Source organism: Denitromonas iodatirespirans (assembly GCF_018524365.1).
In the GTDB taxonomy this organism is placed as follows: Bacteria; Pseudomonadota; Gammaproteobacteria; order Burkholderiales; family Rhodocyclaceae; genus Nitrogeniibacter; species Nitrogeniibacter iodatirespirans.
Map to the genome: position 1 here is coordinate 82,493 of NZ_JAEKFT010000007.1, position 13,758 is coordinate 96,250.

General features: G+C 66.2%; 14 protein-coding genes. 9 read left to right on the forward strand and 5 right to left on the reverse strand.

Annotated elements, in window-relative coordinates:
• Positions 1-241: 241 nt before the first annotated feature.
• The 6 genes from I8J34_RS08360 to aceK all read left to right on the forward strand — a co-directional run bounded on the left by I8J34_RS08360 (position 242) and on the right by aceK (position 8,397).
• Entirely contained in the window at positions 242-1,213 is a 972-nt protein-coding gene (locus I8J34_RS08360; protein ID WP_230411759.1) for a WD40/YVTN/BNR-like repeat-containing protein, read from the forward strand.
• On the forward strand, positions 1,210-3,681 hold the full coding sequence (locus tag I8J34_RS08365) for an efflux RND transporter permease subunit (RefSeq protein WP_214360944.1): 2,472 nt from the start codon (positions 1,210-1,212) through the stop codon (positions 3,679-3,681). The genes I8J34_RS08360 and I8J34_RS08365 overlap by 4 nt, the downstream gene beginning before the upstream one ends.
• The gene (locus I8J34_RS08370) at positions 3,674-5,074 is read left to right on the forward strand and encodes a spinster family MFS transporter (protein WP_214360945.1); all 1,401 of its coding nucleotides are present in this window, start codon (positions 3,674-3,676) and stop codon (positions 5,072-5,074) included. The genes I8J34_RS08365 and I8J34_RS08370 overlap by 8 nt, the downstream gene beginning before the upstream one ends.
• Before the next feature lie 12 nt (positions 5,075-5,086).
• The gene (gene atoD, locus I8J34_RS08375) at positions 5,087-5,767 is read left to right on the forward strand and encodes an acetate CoA-transferase subunit alpha (RefSeq protein ID WP_214360946.1); all 681 of its coding nucleotides are present in this window, start codon (positions 5,087-5,089) and stop codon (positions 5,765-5,767) included.
• 1 nt (position 5,768) lies between these two features.
• Positions 5,769-6,437, forward strand: a complete 669-nt coding sequence (locus tag I8J34_RS08380) for a 3-oxoacid CoA-transferase subunit B (protein ID WP_214360947.1) — start codon at positions 5,769-5,771, stop codon at positions 6,435-6,437.
• A gap of 184 nt (positions 6,438-6,621) precedes the next feature.
• Positions 6,622-8,397 (forward strand): bifunctional isocitrate dehydrogenase kinase/phosphatase, encoded by a 1,776-nt coding sequence (gene aceK, locus I8J34_RS08385; RefSeq protein ID WP_214360948.1) that lies wholly within the window; start codon positions 6,622-6,624, stop codon positions 8,395-8,397.
• Here aceK and soxZ read toward each other — a convergent pair.
• Both soxZ and I8J34_RS08395 read right to left on the reverse strand, forming a co-directional pair.
• Entirely contained in the window at positions 8,384-8,695 is a 312-nt protein-coding gene (soxZ, locus tag I8J34_RS08390) for a thiosulfate oxidation carrier complex protein SoxZ (protein WP_214360949.1), read from the reverse strand. The genes aceK and soxZ overlap by 14 nt on opposite strands.
• A gap of 17 nt (positions 8,696-8,712) precedes the next feature.
• The gene (locus I8J34_RS08395; protein WP_214360950.1) at positions 8,713-9,168 is read right to left on the reverse strand and encodes a thiosulfate oxidation carrier protein SoxY; all 456 of its coding nucleotides are present in this window, start codon (positions 9,166-9,168) and stop codon (positions 8,713-8,715) included.
• A gap of 103 nt (positions 9,169-9,271) precedes the next feature.
• On the opposite strand from I8J34_RS08395, the gene I8J34_RS08400 reads away from it, so the two are divergent.
• Together I8J34_RS08400 and I8J34_RS08405 are read left to right on the forward strand one after the other, a co-directional pair.
• The gene (locus tag I8J34_RS08400) at positions 9,272-9,595 is read left to right on the forward strand and encodes a c-type cytochrome (RefSeq protein WP_214360951.1); all 324 of its coding nucleotides are present in this window, start codon (positions 9,272-9,274) and stop codon (positions 9,593-9,595) included.
• A gap of 4 nt (positions 9,596-9,599) precedes the next feature.
• Entirely contained in the window at positions 9,600-10,871 is a 1,272-nt protein-coding gene (locus I8J34_RS08405) for an NAD(P)/FAD-dependent oxidoreductase (RefSeq protein WP_214360952.1), read from the forward strand.
• Here the strand turns inward: I8J34_RS08405 and I8J34_RS08410 are convergent.
• Genes I8J34_RS08410 through coaBC form a run of 3 tightly spaced genes read right to left on the reverse strand, consistent with a single transcriptional unit; the run spans position 10,868 to position 12,972 of the window.
• Positions 10,868-11,317: an NUDIX hydrolase gene (locus tag I8J34_RS08410; RefSeq protein WP_214360953.1), complete on the reverse strand. Its 450-nt coding sequence runs from the start codon at positions 11,315-11,317 to the stop codon at positions 10,868-10,870. The two genes, I8J34_RS08405 and I8J34_RS08410, sit on opposite strands and share 4 nt — an antisense overlap.
• Positions 11,314-11,763, reverse strand: coding sequence for a dUTP diphosphatase (gene dut / locus I8J34_RS08415; protein WP_214360954.1), 450 nt, complete (start codon positions 11,761-11,763; stop codon positions 11,314-11,316). Before dut ends, I8J34_RS08410 begins: the two co-directional genes overlap by 4 nt.
• A 9-nt stretch (positions 11,764-11,772) precedes the next feature.
• A complete protein-coding gene (gene coaBC / locus I8J34_RS08420) occupies positions 11,773-12,972 on the reverse strand; it encodes a bifunctional phosphopantothenoylcysteine decarboxylase/phosphopantothenate--cysteine ligase CoaBC (RefSeq protein WP_214360955.1) in 1,200 nt (399 codons plus the stop codon).
• Positions 12,973-13,024: 52 nt separating this feature from the next.
• On the opposite strand from coaBC, the gene radC reads away from it, so the two are divergent.
• Positions 13,025-13,699, forward strand: a complete 675-nt coding sequence (gene radC, locus I8J34_RS08425; protein ID WP_214360956.1) for a RadC family protein — start codon at positions 13,025-13,027, stop codon at positions 13,697-13,699.
• Positions 13,700-13,758: the final 59 nt, after the last annotated feature.

Here is a 13,758-nt window from a genome sequence, read left to right on the forward strand (position 1 = left end):
TGGCCTGGTTTCTGCGACACCGGCGGCTCGGGCAAGACGCCCCACGTTGCGACAAGACGGCGGGGCATGAATCTACCGAACGGAGCGGCGGTAACGCCGTCGCTACCTGCATAGAGCGAAGCTGATGAACCTACGAATTGCAATCGCCTTGGCTTTGGCCGCGACGTTGCCGGCTTTGGCCGCTGCGCCGGCCGCACCTTCACCCAGCGCAGTCGCCCTCCCCTTGGACCGCCCTGCCTTGATGTCGACACGGGCCGAGCACTCGGTACTTCTCGACATTGCCCGCTCGGGTGACCGCTTGGTGGCGGTGGGCGAGCGCGGACGTATCCTGCTGTCCGACGATGACGGCGCGCACTGGCGCCAGGTGGCAAGCCCAGTCAGTGTGACGCTGACCGCGGTGCAGTTCGCCACCCCTGAGATGGGCTGGGCCGTCGGCCATGAAGGTGTCGTTCTCCACAGCCGCGATGGCGGCACGACCTGGGAAAAGCAACTCGATGGTCGCCAAGCCGCCCAGCTTGCCATGGCGGCGGCAAACGCCGCCGCGCGCGATGCGCTGCCCGATGCCGAACAGCGGCTCAAGGAAGCCGAGCGGCTCGACGCGGATGGCCCCGACAAGCCCTTCCTCGCCCTCCATTTTTCCAACGCCCGCCGCGGTATCGTGGTGGGCGCCTACGGCCTCATATTCACCACCGAAGATGGCGGCGCCACCTGGTTGCCGGCCATGCACCGCGTGGACAACCCTCGCGGCCTGCATCTCTACGCCGTGCAACGGCGCGGTGACACGACTTGGCTGACCGGCGAGCTGGGTTTCCTGGCGCGCGCCGACGGTGACGGCACCCCCTTCGTGCGCATTGAAACCCCCTATGCCGGCAGCCTCTTCTCGATGGCGTTCGGCGCCCATGACCAGTTGTGGCTGTTCGGCCTGCGTGGTAACGCCTGGCGGAGCACCGACGGCGGCACGACCTTCCAGCAACTGGCAGTACCGACGCCCGCCTCGTTGATCGCCAGCACGCTTCTGAGCGACGGCCGTGTGGTGGCGCTCAACCAAGCCGGCCAGTTGCTGATCGAAGCCGGCGACAGTCTGCACGCCCTGTCCGTTCCACCCGGCGCGCCCTTGACAAGTGCCGTCCTCGCGAGCGACGGCCGCCTGGTGGCCAGTTCGTGGTCCGGCCCGCGACGGCTGCCTGCCAATCTCCTCGGAAGCCCGAAATGATCAGTCACGACACCTTCACGGCAGCAACGCAGCCCCCCGAGATGGCCGCCTTCGACCACCACTCCGGCTCCCGGCTTGAACGCATCCTGTTCAACCATCGCGTGATCGTAGTGAGCCTGTGCGTCTTGATTACCGTCATGCTGGGCTGGCAGGCCGCCCACTTGCGCCTCAACGCCAACTTCGAAAAAACCATTCCCACCGGGCACCCCTACATCGCCCAATACCTGGAGCACCGCAGCGAACTGACTGGCTTGGGCAATGCCGTTCGCATTGCAATCGCGACTCGTGGCGAATCGATCTACGACAAGAACTACCTGGCCACTCTGCAGGCGCTGTCGGATGAACTGTTCGTCATGCCGGGCGTCGATCGCGCCCAGATGAAATCTCTGTGGACCCCGTCAACGCGCTGGAGCGGCGTCACCGAGGAGGGGCTGGACGGCGGCCCGGTGATTCCCAAGGATTACGACGGCTCTGCGGCCTCGGTGGCGCAGGTGCGGGCCAACGTGCTGCGTTCGCGCGAGATCGGCCAAACGGTGGCCTTCGACCACAAGTCCACCCTCGTCTTCGTCCCGCTGCTGACGACCGTCGATGGGCGGCCGCTCGACTATGGCGCCTTCTCCGACCAACTCGAGCGCGTGCGCGACAAGTACCGTTCGGCAAATGTCGATATCCACATCACCGGTTTTGCCAAGGTGGTGGGCGACCTCCTTGACGGACTGCGCCAGATTCTCGCCTTCTTTGCCGCCGCCATCGCCATCACCACCGCCGTACTCTATGCCTACACTCGCTGCTGGCGCAGTACCCTGCTGGTCGTGGCCTGCTCGCTGGTGGCGGTCGTCTGGCAGCTCGGTCTGCTGCCGCTGCTCGGCTACGAACTCGACCCCTACTCCGTGCTGGTGCCCTTCCTGGTTTTCGCCATCGGCATGAGCCACGGCGCGCAGAAAATGAACGGCATCATGCAGGACATCGGGCGTGGCATGCACAAACTCGTTGCGGCGCGCTACACCTTCCGGCGCTTGTTTCTCGCTGGGCTGACCGCTTTGTTGTGCGACGCAGTCGGCTTCGCGGTACTGACCATCATCCGCATCGAGGTCATTCAGGACCTCGCCATGATCGCCAGTCTGGGCGTGGCGGTGCTGGTGTTCACCAACCTCATCCTGCTCCCGATCCTGCTGTCCTATGTGGGCGTTTCACCCGTCGCCGCCACGCGCAGCGCACACGCTGAAGGACGGGAGGGGAGCGAGGGCAGCGTGCTGTGGCGCTTCCTCGATCGCTTCACCCAGCGCCGCTGGGCGATTCTGACGCTCGCGGCAAGCCTCGCGCTGGCACTGGTCGGCTACACGGTGAGCCAACAGCTTAGAGTCGGAGACCTCGATCCGGGCGCACCGGAACTGCGCGCCGACTCCCGCTACAACCGCGACAACGCCTTCATCACCGGCCACTATGGCGCCAGCAGTGACGTATTCGCAGTGATGGTGAAAACGCCCGACGGCGGCTGCGCCAACTACGACACATTGATGCGCATCGATGCGCTCGAAGAGCGGCTGCGCGAACTGCCTGGCGTGGAGGCCACCAACAGTCTGGCGCTGATGAACCGTCAAGTCATGGTGGGGCTGGCCGAAGGCAACCCCAAATGGTATGACCTCTCACCCAGTCAGGCGATGGTCAACACCATTACCTCCAATGCACCGCGCGGACTTTACAACGACACCTGCAATCTGCTCACCGTCTACACCTATCTCACCGACCACAAGGCCGACACCCTGACCCGGGTGGTCGACATGGTGGAGGCCTTTGCCACCGCCAACAACAATGACCAAGCCGCGTTCCTGCTGGCTGCGGGCAATGCCGGCATCGAAGCGGCGACCAACATCGTCGTCGCCCACGCCAACCGCGAAATGCTGCTGTGGGTCTATGGCGCGGTGATCGTGCTGTGCATGGTGACCTTCCGTTCCTGGCGCGCCGTGGTGTGCGCGGTGCTGCCGCTGATGCTCACCTCGGTACTATGCGAGGCATTGATGGTATGGCTGGGTATTGGCGTCAAGGTCGCCACGTTGCCGGTCATCGCCCTTGGCGTGGGCATCGGCGTGGACTACGCCCTGTATGTGATGAGCATCATGCTGACCCAGCTGCGCCTTGGCCGAAGCCTGTCGGCGGCCTACCTCCAGGCCCTGATCTTCACCGGGAAGGTGGTGATGCTCACCGGCATCACCCTCGCTGTCGGCGTGGCCACCTGGGCCTTCTCGCCCATCAAGTTCCAGGCCGACATGGGCATTCTGCTGGCCTTCATGTTCCTGTGGAACATGCTCGGCGCCCTGATCCTGTTGCCCGCACTCGCCAATTTCCTGCTCAAGCCGACGCCGCAAGCGGAGGTAGTCCCAGCCAATTCACAGCCAACCGGGGATTCCCGACCGGTCGCCGACAAATCGTCCCAGCCCTTCCTGATGGAGGCCCGCCAGAATGCGTGAAAACTCACTCCCGACCACGACCGCCGGCACCCTTAGGCCCTCGCTGGCCTGGTACCTGCTCGGCGTGCTGCTGATCGCCAACGTGCTGTCCTTCGTCGATCGCCAGATTCTTTCGCTGCTGGTGCAGCCGATCCGCGCCGATCTGGGCATCAGCGACACCGAGATCAGCCTGCTGCAGGGCTTCGCCTTCACCGTCCTGTATTCGGTGCTGGGCCTGCCGCTCGGCCGCTACGCCGATCATCGCAACCGCAAGTGGCTGATTGTCTGCGGGGTGGTGATCTGGAGCCTCATGACCATGGCCTGTGGCCTGGCCGACACCTACGGCAAGCTGTTCGTCGCCCGCATCGGCGTTGGCATCGGCGAGGCGACCCTCGCACCTGCGGCCTATTCGATGATCTGCGACGCCTTCTCCGCCCGCCGCCGCGGTACCGCCCTGGGGCTCTACTCCAGCGGAATCTATCTCGGCATCGGCGCTTCCATCGCCATTGGTGGCTTTGTGCTTGCCGCCTTGCATGGCGCTTCGGAAGTTGTCTTGCCGCTGTTCGGTGCGGTGCGCGCGTGGCAGGCCGCCTTCATTCTGGTCGGCGCCCCTGGCCTGCTGCTCGCCCTGATCCTGACGACGGTGCGCGAACCCGCGCGCCAGAGCGGATCGACCCGCCCGACCACACTCGCCGAGACCTTCGCCTACCTGTCCCGTCACCGCACCCTGTTCGGCCTGCAACTGCTCGGCTACGCGCTCATTGCGCTGGCAGCCTACGGCGTCGGCACCTGGGTGCCCACCGTGTTCATCCGCAGCCACGGGTGGACAGCGGCACAGGCGGGCATCAACTACGGACTGTTCGTGACTCTGCTGGGCACGCTCGGCGGACTGGCCTCGGGCGCGCTCTCGGATCGCTGGCTGGCGTCCGGGCGTGGCGATGCCCGCCTGATGCTCACGATCATCAGCCTCGCACTGTGGTTGCCACTGCTTACCGCGGGCATGCTGGCCGGCGATTCGGGCAACGCGCTCATCCTGCTCGGCGTAGCGGCGAGCTTGTCGAGCATGGCGAACAGCCTCGGCCCCACGGCCTTGCACGACATCGTGCCCGGCTGGCTGCGCGGCCAAGCCACCGCCCTGTTCTTCTTCGTCATCAACATGATCGGACTGGGCGTCGGCCCCACGGCGGTGGCACTGGTCACCGACCACGTGTTCCACGACGACCTCGCCCTGCGCTACTCGGCGCTCGTCGTGGCGCTGCCGGCGGTGATCTGCGGCGGCGTACTCCTGCTGCTCGCTCGCCGCCGCTATCTGGCCTTGCGTGCGGAACTTGCTGGCGGATCGGTGATGCCGGCCGCCCCATCGACGCCCCCCGCGGGCGCCGGGCATACGGTCCAACCGGCCGAGTCGCACTGAGCAGAGGCACACATGCAGGCGACGGACACGAAGCGTCGGAGCAAATTGGCTTGCCCCGACGAGCTCAACCACCATTTGCGTGACGGCATGCGCATCATGTTCGGCGGCTTCATGGGCGTCGGTACGCCGGAACGACTGGTCGCGGCGATCCTGCGCCATGGCGCTCGCCGCCTGACCTTGATCGGCAACGACACGGCTTTCCCGCATAGCGGCGTCGGCCCGTTGATCGCCAGCGGTCAGGTCGAGCGCGTCATCACCTCTCATATCGGCACCAACCCGGTTACCGGCCGCAAGATGCTGGCCGGTCAGATCGCGGTGGAACTGGTTCCGCAGGGGACGCTGGCCGAGCGTATCCGTTGTGGCGGCGCCGGCCTGGGCGGGGTGCTCACCCCGACCGGCGTGGGCACCATGGTCGCCGAAGGCAAGATGCGGCAGCTTATCGACGGTCGCGAATATCTGCTGGAGCTCCCGCTGCGTGCAGAACTCGCGATCCTGCATGCCAAACGCGCCGACCAAGCCGGCAACCTGGTGTACGAACGGGCCGCACGCAACTTCAATCCCTTGATGGCCCTGGCGGCCGACAAGGTGATCGCCGAGGTTGAGGAGATCGTCGACACGGGCGAGATCGACCCTGACCAAGTGATGACGCCGGGCATTCTGGTGGACCACCTGATCCTCGCCGAAAGCCACTGACATGGACGCCAAGACACGCATCGCGCGCCGCGTGGCGCAAGAGCTCCACGACGGTGACGTCGTCAATCTGGGTATCGGCCTGCCGACACTCGTCGCACATCACCTGCCCTCAAACATCGAAGTCTGCCTGCAGTCGGAAAACGGCTTCATCGGCCTGGCGCCGCTCACCGGCGAGCCCGAACCCGGGCTCGTCAACGCCGGCGGCCAGCCCTGCGGCCTGGCGCCGGGCGGGGCAATGTTCGACAGCGCGATGTCTTTCGCGCTGATCCGCGGCGGTCACGTGGACGTCACCGTCCTCGGCGGCCTGCAGGTTGACCAGCACGGGAATCTCGCGAACTGGATGGTGCCGGACAAGATGATCCCCGGCATGGGCGGGGCGATGGATCTGGTCACCGGCGCCAAACGGGTGATCGTGGCGATGGAGCATTGCACCAAGGACGGTGCGCCGCGCTTGCTCGAGCGCTGCACCCTGCCGCTCACGGCAGCCGCCCGCGTGTCACTGGTGGTGACCGAGCTCGCGGTGTTCAGTTGCGACCGCGGCCGATTCACGCTCGAAGAATTGGCGCCGGGTGTCGACCTGGCAACACTCGCCGCACGGACCGGCGCCGGCTTCGATCTGGCGCTACCCGCAGCCGCCCATCACCGTAACAGCCTGCGATCAATGTGTTGAATCCCCGCGCTTGCCCGCAGTCGCGCAAGCTCAAGGCCACGCTCCACCAAAAAAGCATCGTGATCATCTTGCTTCATCCGCCTGGCCACTACCGCCGTTTCGCAGCATGGGCCGAATGCTAAGATCCTCCCATTCGGCCCACTGCCACGCCGGCCACGTCCCGGCTGCCCTGCAAGGAAACCGCATGGATGCCGCTCTCGGAGAAAACCTGGTGGCCCAGTCGATCGCCCGGGCGCTGATCGAAGGCTTCAACAAGCACTACCGGATCTTTCGCGAAACCAGCTACAAGGCCAAGGGCCTGTTCGAGGCTGGCGACTGGCAGGCCCAGCTCGACGCGGTGCGCAACCGGGTGCAGTTCTACGACGATCGGGTGGACGAATGCGTGGCGCGCCTGCACAGCGAATTCGACGCCGATTCGCTGGACGACGCGACCTGGCAGCAGGTCAAGCTGCACTTCATCGGCATGCTGATCAACCACAAGCAGCCCGAGCTGGCCGAAACCTTCTTCAACTCGGTGTGCTGCAAGATCCTGCACCGCACCTATTTCAACAACGACTACATCTTCGCCCGCCCGGCCATGGCGGTGGAGTACATCGAGTCCTACCCGCCGGTGTATTCGAGCTACTACCCGCGCGACGACGGCCTGCGCCGCACCGTCCGGCGGATCATCGAGGATTTCGACTGGGAGCGCCCCTTCGAAGATCTCGACCGCGACGTCGGCCTGATCCTGCGCGCCGTGCGCGACTTCCTGCGCGGCTGGCCGGCGATGGAGGTCAACAGCCAGATCCAGGTGCTGTACGCGGCCTTCTACCGCAACAAGACGGCCTACATCATCGGCAAGGCCATCAACGGCTACCAGGAATACCCCTTCGCCATCGCGGTACGCCACAACGATGCCGGCATGCTGTATGTCGACACCATCCTGCTCGAGCCCTGGCGCATCTCGCTGCTGTTCTCGCTCTCGCGCGCCTACTTCCTGGTCGACATGGAAGTGCCCTCGGGCTACGTGGGTTTTCTTCGCAGCATCATGCCCAACAAGCCGCGCAGCGAGCTCTACACCATGCTCGGCCTGGGCAAGCAGGGCAAGACCATGTTCTTCCGCGACCTGATCTCGCACCTGCGCCACTCGAACGACCAGTTCATCATCGCGCCGGGCATCCGCGGGCTGGTGATGCTGGTGTTCACGCTGCCCTCCTACCCCTACGTGTTCAAGCTGATCAAAGATGTGTTCGGCAGCTCCAAGACCATGGACCGCGCCACGGTCAAGAAGAAGTACCTGTTGGTCAAGCAGGTGGACCGGGTCGGGCGCATGGCCGACACCCTGGAATTCTCCAACGTGGCGCTGCCGCGCTCACGCTTCGCCCCCGAACTGCTCGAAGAACTGGGCAACCTCGCCCCCTCCGCCTTCGAGATCGACGGTGACGCGGTGGTCATCCGCCATCTGTACATCGAACGGCGCATGACGCCGCTCAACATCTACCTCGAACGCGCCGACGAGGCCCAGATCGACCATGCCGTGCGCGAATACGGCAACGCCATCCGCGAACTGGCCTCCGCCAACATCTTCCCCGGCGACATGCTGTGGAAGAACTTCGGCGTCACCCGCTACGGTCGCGTCGTGTTCTACGACTATGACGAGATCGAGTACATGACCGACTGCAACTTCCGCCGCATCCCCCCGGCCCCCAATCCGGAGATGGAGATGTCGAGCGAAGCCTGGTATTCGGGCGGGCCGCATGACATCTTCCCCGAGGAGTTCGCCACCTTCCTGCTCGGCAAGCCGGCCATCCGCAAGGCCTTTCTCAAATACCACCGCGACCTGCTCGACGCGCCGTTCTGGCAGGCCGTGCAGGCGCGGCTGCGCGAAGGTCATGTGGAAGACTTTTTCCCCTATCCGCCGGAGCTGCGTTTTTGCCATCGCCCGCGCACGGACGCCGGCGGCCCCCTCAACGCACCGTAACGCTGTCGCTGCGCTGCTCGCCGCGGTTGTCGCGCCAGCGCACGCTCACCGTGTCGCCCGGCACGCCGCCGGCAAAGGAAAACACCAGGTAGGGATCGCGCGACACCGACGGGCCGAAGCGCGCCTGCAGCACCACGCGGGCGTTGTGCAGCACGGTCAGGTCGGTGATGTAATGCGCCGGCACCAGCGCACCGTCGGGCAGGCGGCGGCGCCCGGTTTCCATTGGATGGGCCGCCATCAAGCGTACCTGCGTCATGCCCTCGCTTGCGGTGGCACGAATGCGGACCGGCTCGGTCATGGGCTTCTCCTGCTCGCTCAAGCGCAACCGCCCTGCACGATCTTGATCTCGCGCCGGGCCACATGAAAGCCGCCCTCGGCCTCGACCAAGGCAATCACATGGCTGGTCTTGGCCATCTTGATGCGCGTCTGCAGTTGGGGCGCAGTGCCCTCGGGCAGGTCGAACAGCGCCGCCAGCGTGGTCGGATTCTGATCGACCAGCAACGCGATCTGGCGCGAGGCCGGCACACGCGAGACCACCTCCACCGGCACCATGGCACCGTTCTCGACGATCTCCGCCGCGTGAATCTCGACCGCGGCACTCTCGGTCGCACCGGCAGCGCCCAGCGCCTCCATCACCGCAGCCACGCCATGGATGGCGAACACCGGCTCGGCAGCATGCGCGGGGAAAGACACGACACCCGCCGCGCCCAGCCAAGTCAGCACGCCGACCGCCCCCCCGCCCTTGAGTACCCTCCGCCTCGCCTGATCCATCCCTGTGTCACCCTCGCCCCATGTCGGCCTATCGTGCCACAAGCCGTGCCATCACGGCATCAGCCGGTATCATGTCGGCCGACCGGCAGGCGATCAGGAGGCGATGTTGAAACGGATCTGGATTCTTTCCCTCGCGGGCATGTGGGCGGCCGCGGCACCGGCGCATGCCCAGGGCATGGCGGACACCACCGCGCGCAGCCTGGCGGCCACCTGCGCCAACTGCCACGGCACGAACGGCCACAGCGCGGGCGGCACCGAGTCCCTCGCTGGGGTGCCGCGCGACACCCTGCTGCGCAAGCTCGAAGCCTTCCGCAGCGGCGAGAAGCCCGCCACCATCATGCATCAGATCGCCAGGGGCTACACCCCCGAGCAACTGGCGCAGATCGCCACCTATTTCGCGGCCCAGCGCCCGAGCGCACGGAACTGAGGCCATGATCGATCGACGCCATTTTCTGACCGCCCTGGGCGCCACCACCGCCGCGGCCGCCCTGCCCGGCTGCGCCTCGCTCGGCGCCTCCGCCCGCAAGGCCCATGTGGTGGTGGTCGGCGGCGGCTTCGGCGGCGCCAGCGCCGCCAAATACCTGCGCCTGTGGAGCGACGGGCGCGTACGCGTCACCCTCGTCGAGCGCAACGCCCGCTTCATCTCCTGCCCGATGTCCAACCTGGTCATCGGCGGTCTGCAGTCGATGGCTCACATCACGCACGACTACGCCGGCCTGCGCGACCGCCACGGCGTGCGCCTCGTGCACGACAGCGTCACCGCGATCGACACTGTCGCGCGTGAAGTGCGTCTGGCCGGCGGCGAACGTCTGCACTACGACCGGCTGCTACTGTCGCCGGGGATCGACTTCATGACCGAGGCCGTCGAAGGCCTGGCCGGCCACGAAGATCGCATTCCGCATGCCTGGAAGGCCGGCGAGCAGACCCTTCTGCTGCATCGCCAGCTGGCGGCCATGCCCGAAGGCGGCGTCTTCGCCATCCACATCCCCAAGGCGCCCTTCCGCTGCCCGCCGGGCCCCTATGAGCGCGCCAGCCTGGTGGCCGACTACTGCCTGCGCCACAAGCCGCGGGCCAAGGTGCTGGTGCTCGACGCCAATGCCGACATCCAGTCCAAAAAGGGCCTCTTCCTCGCCGCCTGGAAGGCCCGCTACCCCAACATGATCGAGTACCGCCCGAACAACCAGCTGCTGTCGGTCGATGCTGCCACGCGCACCGCCCGGCTGGAGTTCGAGGATGTGAAGGCCGACGTGCTCAACGTGATCCCGCCGCAGCGTGCCGGCCGCGTGGCCGACCTGATCGGCAGCCACCTGGCCAATGGCCGCTGGGTGCCGGTGAACTGGCTCACCACGGAGGTCGCGGACATGCCGAACGTGCATGTGATCGGCGATGCCGCCTTGCCGGCACCGCGCATGCCCAAGTCGGGCCACATGGCCAATCAGCAAGCCAAGGTCGCTGCGGCGGCCATCCTGCAGATGCTGGCCGATCAGCCGCCCAACCCGGCACCGATGGTGATGAATACCTGCTACAGCTTCGTCGGCAGCGACAGCGCCATGCATGTGGCGTCGGTGCACCGCTTCGATGCGGCGGAAAACACCTTTCTGCCGGTCGAGGGTGCCGGCGGTCTGTCGGCCGTGGCCAGCCCGGCGGAGGCCGCGGCTGCCCAGGCCTGGGCGCGCAACATCTGGGCCGATACGCTGGGTTAGAACGAAACGCCCGGCCAGCCCTGCTCCACGACCCAGGGTGCCGGCAACTCACAGGCCAGCGCATCGCGGATATAGGTGACGGTGTTGCCGGGCACGGCGTGCGGCGGCGCCCACAGCAAGGCATCGCACTTGTCCGGCTCGGCACGACGCGGCTCGCCGCGCCAGCGATGGGCCCGCAGGAAAAAATCGATACGGTTGGTGTCGGACAGGCGGTGCACCACGCCGACCAGATCCAGGTCGGCGGCGTCGATGCACACGTCGAGCTCTTCGGCCATCTCGCGGATCGCCGCCATGCGGATCGACTCGCCCGGCTCCACATGGCCGCCCGGCAGACTGAACAGCCCGTCGAAGAAGCCGGTATTGGCCCGGCGCATCAGCAGCACCGCGCCATCGCGCTCGAACAGCACATGCACACCGGTCGGGATGCCGGCCGACGCAGCCGTCATCTCGATCCGGTGCTGCCGAAACCGCCGGCGCCACGCGTCGAGGCGGCGAACTGCTCGACCACGTTGAAGGTGGCCTGCAGCACCGGCACCACCACCAGCTGCGCGATGCGCTCCATCGGCTCGATCTTGAACGGATGTTTGCCGCGGTTCCAGGTGGAGACGAAGATCTGCCCCTGGTAGTCGGAATCGATCAGGCCCACCAGATTGCCCAGCACGATGCCGTGCTTGTGGCCCAGCCCCGAGCGCGGCAGGATCATCGCCGCCAGACCCGGATCGTCCAGATGAATGGCCATGCCGGTGGGCACCAGCACGGTATCGCCAGGCATCAGCTCCAGCGGCAGGTCGATGCAGGCACGCAGGTCCAACCCGGCCGCGCCCGGCGTGGCATAGGCCGGCGGATGGGTTTTGAGGCGCTCGTCGAGCAGGATGACGTCAATCGGGTGCATGTGGCTTCCTCACAGGGTTCGACGGGCCGCCAGCAGGTCGGCCAGATGCTTGACGATGCTGCGCGCCAGGTTGTCCTTGGCCGCGCGCGGCACGGGGTGGCGGCCGGCATCGTCATAAATGATGACCTGGTTGTCGTCCTGGCCCAAGCCGTCTTGGACCAGGTTGCCGACCACCATCGGCAGGCGCTTGTTGCGGCGCTTGCCCTCGGCATAGGTATCCAGATCGCGGCTCTCGGCAGCAAAACCGACGCAGAACGGCGGATTCGGCCGCGCGGCCACCTCGGCCAGGATGTCGGGATTCGGGGTCAGCGTGATGCTCATCGCCTCGCCCGACTTCTTGATCTTGTGCTCGGCCGGCGTCGCCGGGCGGTAGTCCGCCACCGCCGCCACGCCGATGAACACGTCGGCATCCTCGATGCTGGCGGAGACCGCGTCGCGCATCGCCAGCGCCGACTGCACATCGATGCGCCGGACACCATAGGGCGTCGGCAGGGCCACCGGCCCGCTCACCAGCACAACCTCGGCGCCGGTCTGGGCGCAGGCCCGCGCCAGCGCGTACCCCATCTTGCCGGAGCTGCTGTTGGTGATGCCACGCACCGGATCGATCGCCTCGAAGGTCGGCCCCGCCGTCAGCACCACCTTGCGCCCGGCCAGGCACTTGGCTTCGAAATGGTGGATGACGGCCTCGCACAGCACCTCGGGTTCGAGCATGCGCCCCAGGCCGACCTCGCCACAGGCCTGTTCCCCCTCGTCGGGCCCCAGCAACTCGACGCCGTCATCGGCCAGCTGCCGCGCATTGCGCTGGGTGGCCGGATGCAACCACATCTGGCGGTTCATCGCCGGCGCCACCATCAGCGGGCAATCGCGCGCCAGGCACAGCGTGGTGAGCAGATCGTCGCAGCGGCCCTGCACCAGGCGGGCCATGAAGTCGGCCGTGGCCGGCGCCACGATGATGCCGTCGGCGTCGCGCGTGAGATCGATGTGCGCCATGTTGTTGGCCATGCGCGGATCCCACAGGTCGGTCCACACCGGATGGCCGCTGAGCGCCTGAAAGGTCACCGGGGTGACGAAACGAGCGCCGCCCTCACTGAGCACCACATGCACGCTGGCACCCGATTTGACCATCAGCCGTGTCAATTCGGCGGCCTTGTATGCCGCCACGCCGCCGGTGACGCCGAGGATGATCTTCCTGCCCTTCAGTTCAATCATGACAATCACATATACTGAGCGCTGATTCCAGCCTGAGCGAGGATTGTACTGCATGGCCATCACCGATTGGCCCGCTGGCGAGCGCCCGCGGGAGAAGCTGATTCAGCGCGGCGCAGCGGCCTTGTCGGATGCCGAACTGCTGGCCATTTTCCTGCGTGTCGGGGTGCGCGGAAAAAGCGCCGTCGATCTCGCTCGCGACCTGATTGCCCACTTCGGCACGCTCTCCGGCCTGTGTCACGCCAGGCGCGATGCCTTCGCCGCCTTTCCCGGCATGGGCCTGGCCAAGTATGCCCAGTTGCAGGCGGTCATGGAGATCGCCCGGCGCGCGCTGGCCGAAGACATCGGCGAGGGTGATGTCCTCAGTGCTCCCGAGGCCGTGCGTCACTGGCTGCGCCTGCACCTGGGCGCCCTGCCCCATGAAGTGTTCATGGTGCTGCTGCTCGACGCGCAGAACCGGTTGATCCTCGCCGAAACCCTGTTTCGGGGCACCCTCACACAAACGAGCGTCTATCCGCGGGAAGTCGTAAAATTCGCGCTCACGCACAATGCCGCGGCGGTGATCCTGGCGCACAACCATCCGTCCGGCAACGCCACCCCCAGCGCGGCCGACCAGGCGCTCACACGGGATTTGCGCAGTGCGCTGGCGCTGATCGACGTGCGCGTGCTCGACCATTTCGTCGTCACGCAGGCGAGGATCACGTCGTTTGCTGAAAGCGGACTGCTGTAGTTTTCGTCTTTTGAAAACAAGTCCTTGAATTCCAAGCCCTGAGTGTTGTACACTCGGCG

What these genes read in the sequence shown, in the direction of transcription:
- I8J34_RS08360 (WP_230411759.1), top strand. Translation starts at nt 242, where the DNA reads ATGTCGACACGGGCCGAGCACTCGGTACTTCTCGACATTGCCCGCTCG.
- I8J34_RS08365 (WP_214360944.1), top strand. Translation starts at nt 1,210, where the DNA reads ATGATCAGTCACGACACCTTCACGGCAGCAACGCAGCCCCCCGAGATG.
- I8J34_RS08370 (WP_214360945.1), top strand. Translation starts at nt 3,674, where the DNA reads ATGCGTGAAAACTCACTCCCGACCACGACCGCCGGCACCCTTAGGCCC.
- atoD (WP_214360946.1), top strand. Translation starts at nt 5,087, where the DNA reads ATGCAGGCGACGGACACGAAGCGTCGGAGCAAATTGGCTTGCCCCGAC.
- I8J34_RS08380 (WP_214360947.1), top strand. Translation starts at nt 5,769, where the DNA reads ATGGACGCCAAGACACGCATCGCGCGCCGCGTGGCGCAAGAGCTCCAC.
- aceK (WP_214360948.1), top strand. Translation starts at nt 6,622, where the DNA reads ATGGATGCCGCTCTCGGAGAAAACCTGGTGGCCCAGTCGATCGCCCGG.
- soxZ (WP_214360949.1), bottom strand. Translation starts at nt 8,695, where the DNA reads ATGACCGAGCCGGTCCGCATTCGTGCCACCGCAAGCGAGGGCATGACG.
- I8J34_RS08395 (WP_214360950.1), bottom strand. Translation starts at nt 9,168, where the DNA reads ATGGATCAGGCGAGGCGGAGGGTACTCAAGGGCGGGGGGGCGGTCGGC.
- I8J34_RS08400 (WP_214360951.1), top strand. Translation starts at nt 9,272, where the DNA reads ATGTTGAAACGGATCTGGATTCTTTCCCTCGCGGGCATGTGGGCGGCC.
- I8J34_RS08405 (WP_214360952.1), top strand. Translation starts at nt 9,600, where the DNA reads ATGATCGATCGACGCCATTTTCTGACCGCCCTGGGCGCCACCACCGCC.
- I8J34_RS08410 (WP_214360953.1), bottom strand. Translation starts at nt 11,317, where the DNA reads ATGACGGCTGCGTCGGCCGGCATCCCGACCGGTGTGCATGTGCTGTTC.
- dut (WP_214360954.1), bottom strand. Translation starts at nt 11,763, where the DNA reads ATGCACCCGATTGACGTCATCCTGCTCGACGAGCGCCTCAAAACCCAT.
- coaBC (WP_214360955.1), bottom strand. Translation starts at nt 12,972, where the DNA reads ATGATTGAACTGAAGGGCAGGAAGATCATCCTCGGCGTCACCGGCGGC.
- radC (WP_214360956.1), top strand. Translation starts at nt 13,025, where the DNA reads ATGGCCATCACCGATTGGCCCGCTGGCGAGCGCCCGCGGGAGAAGCTG.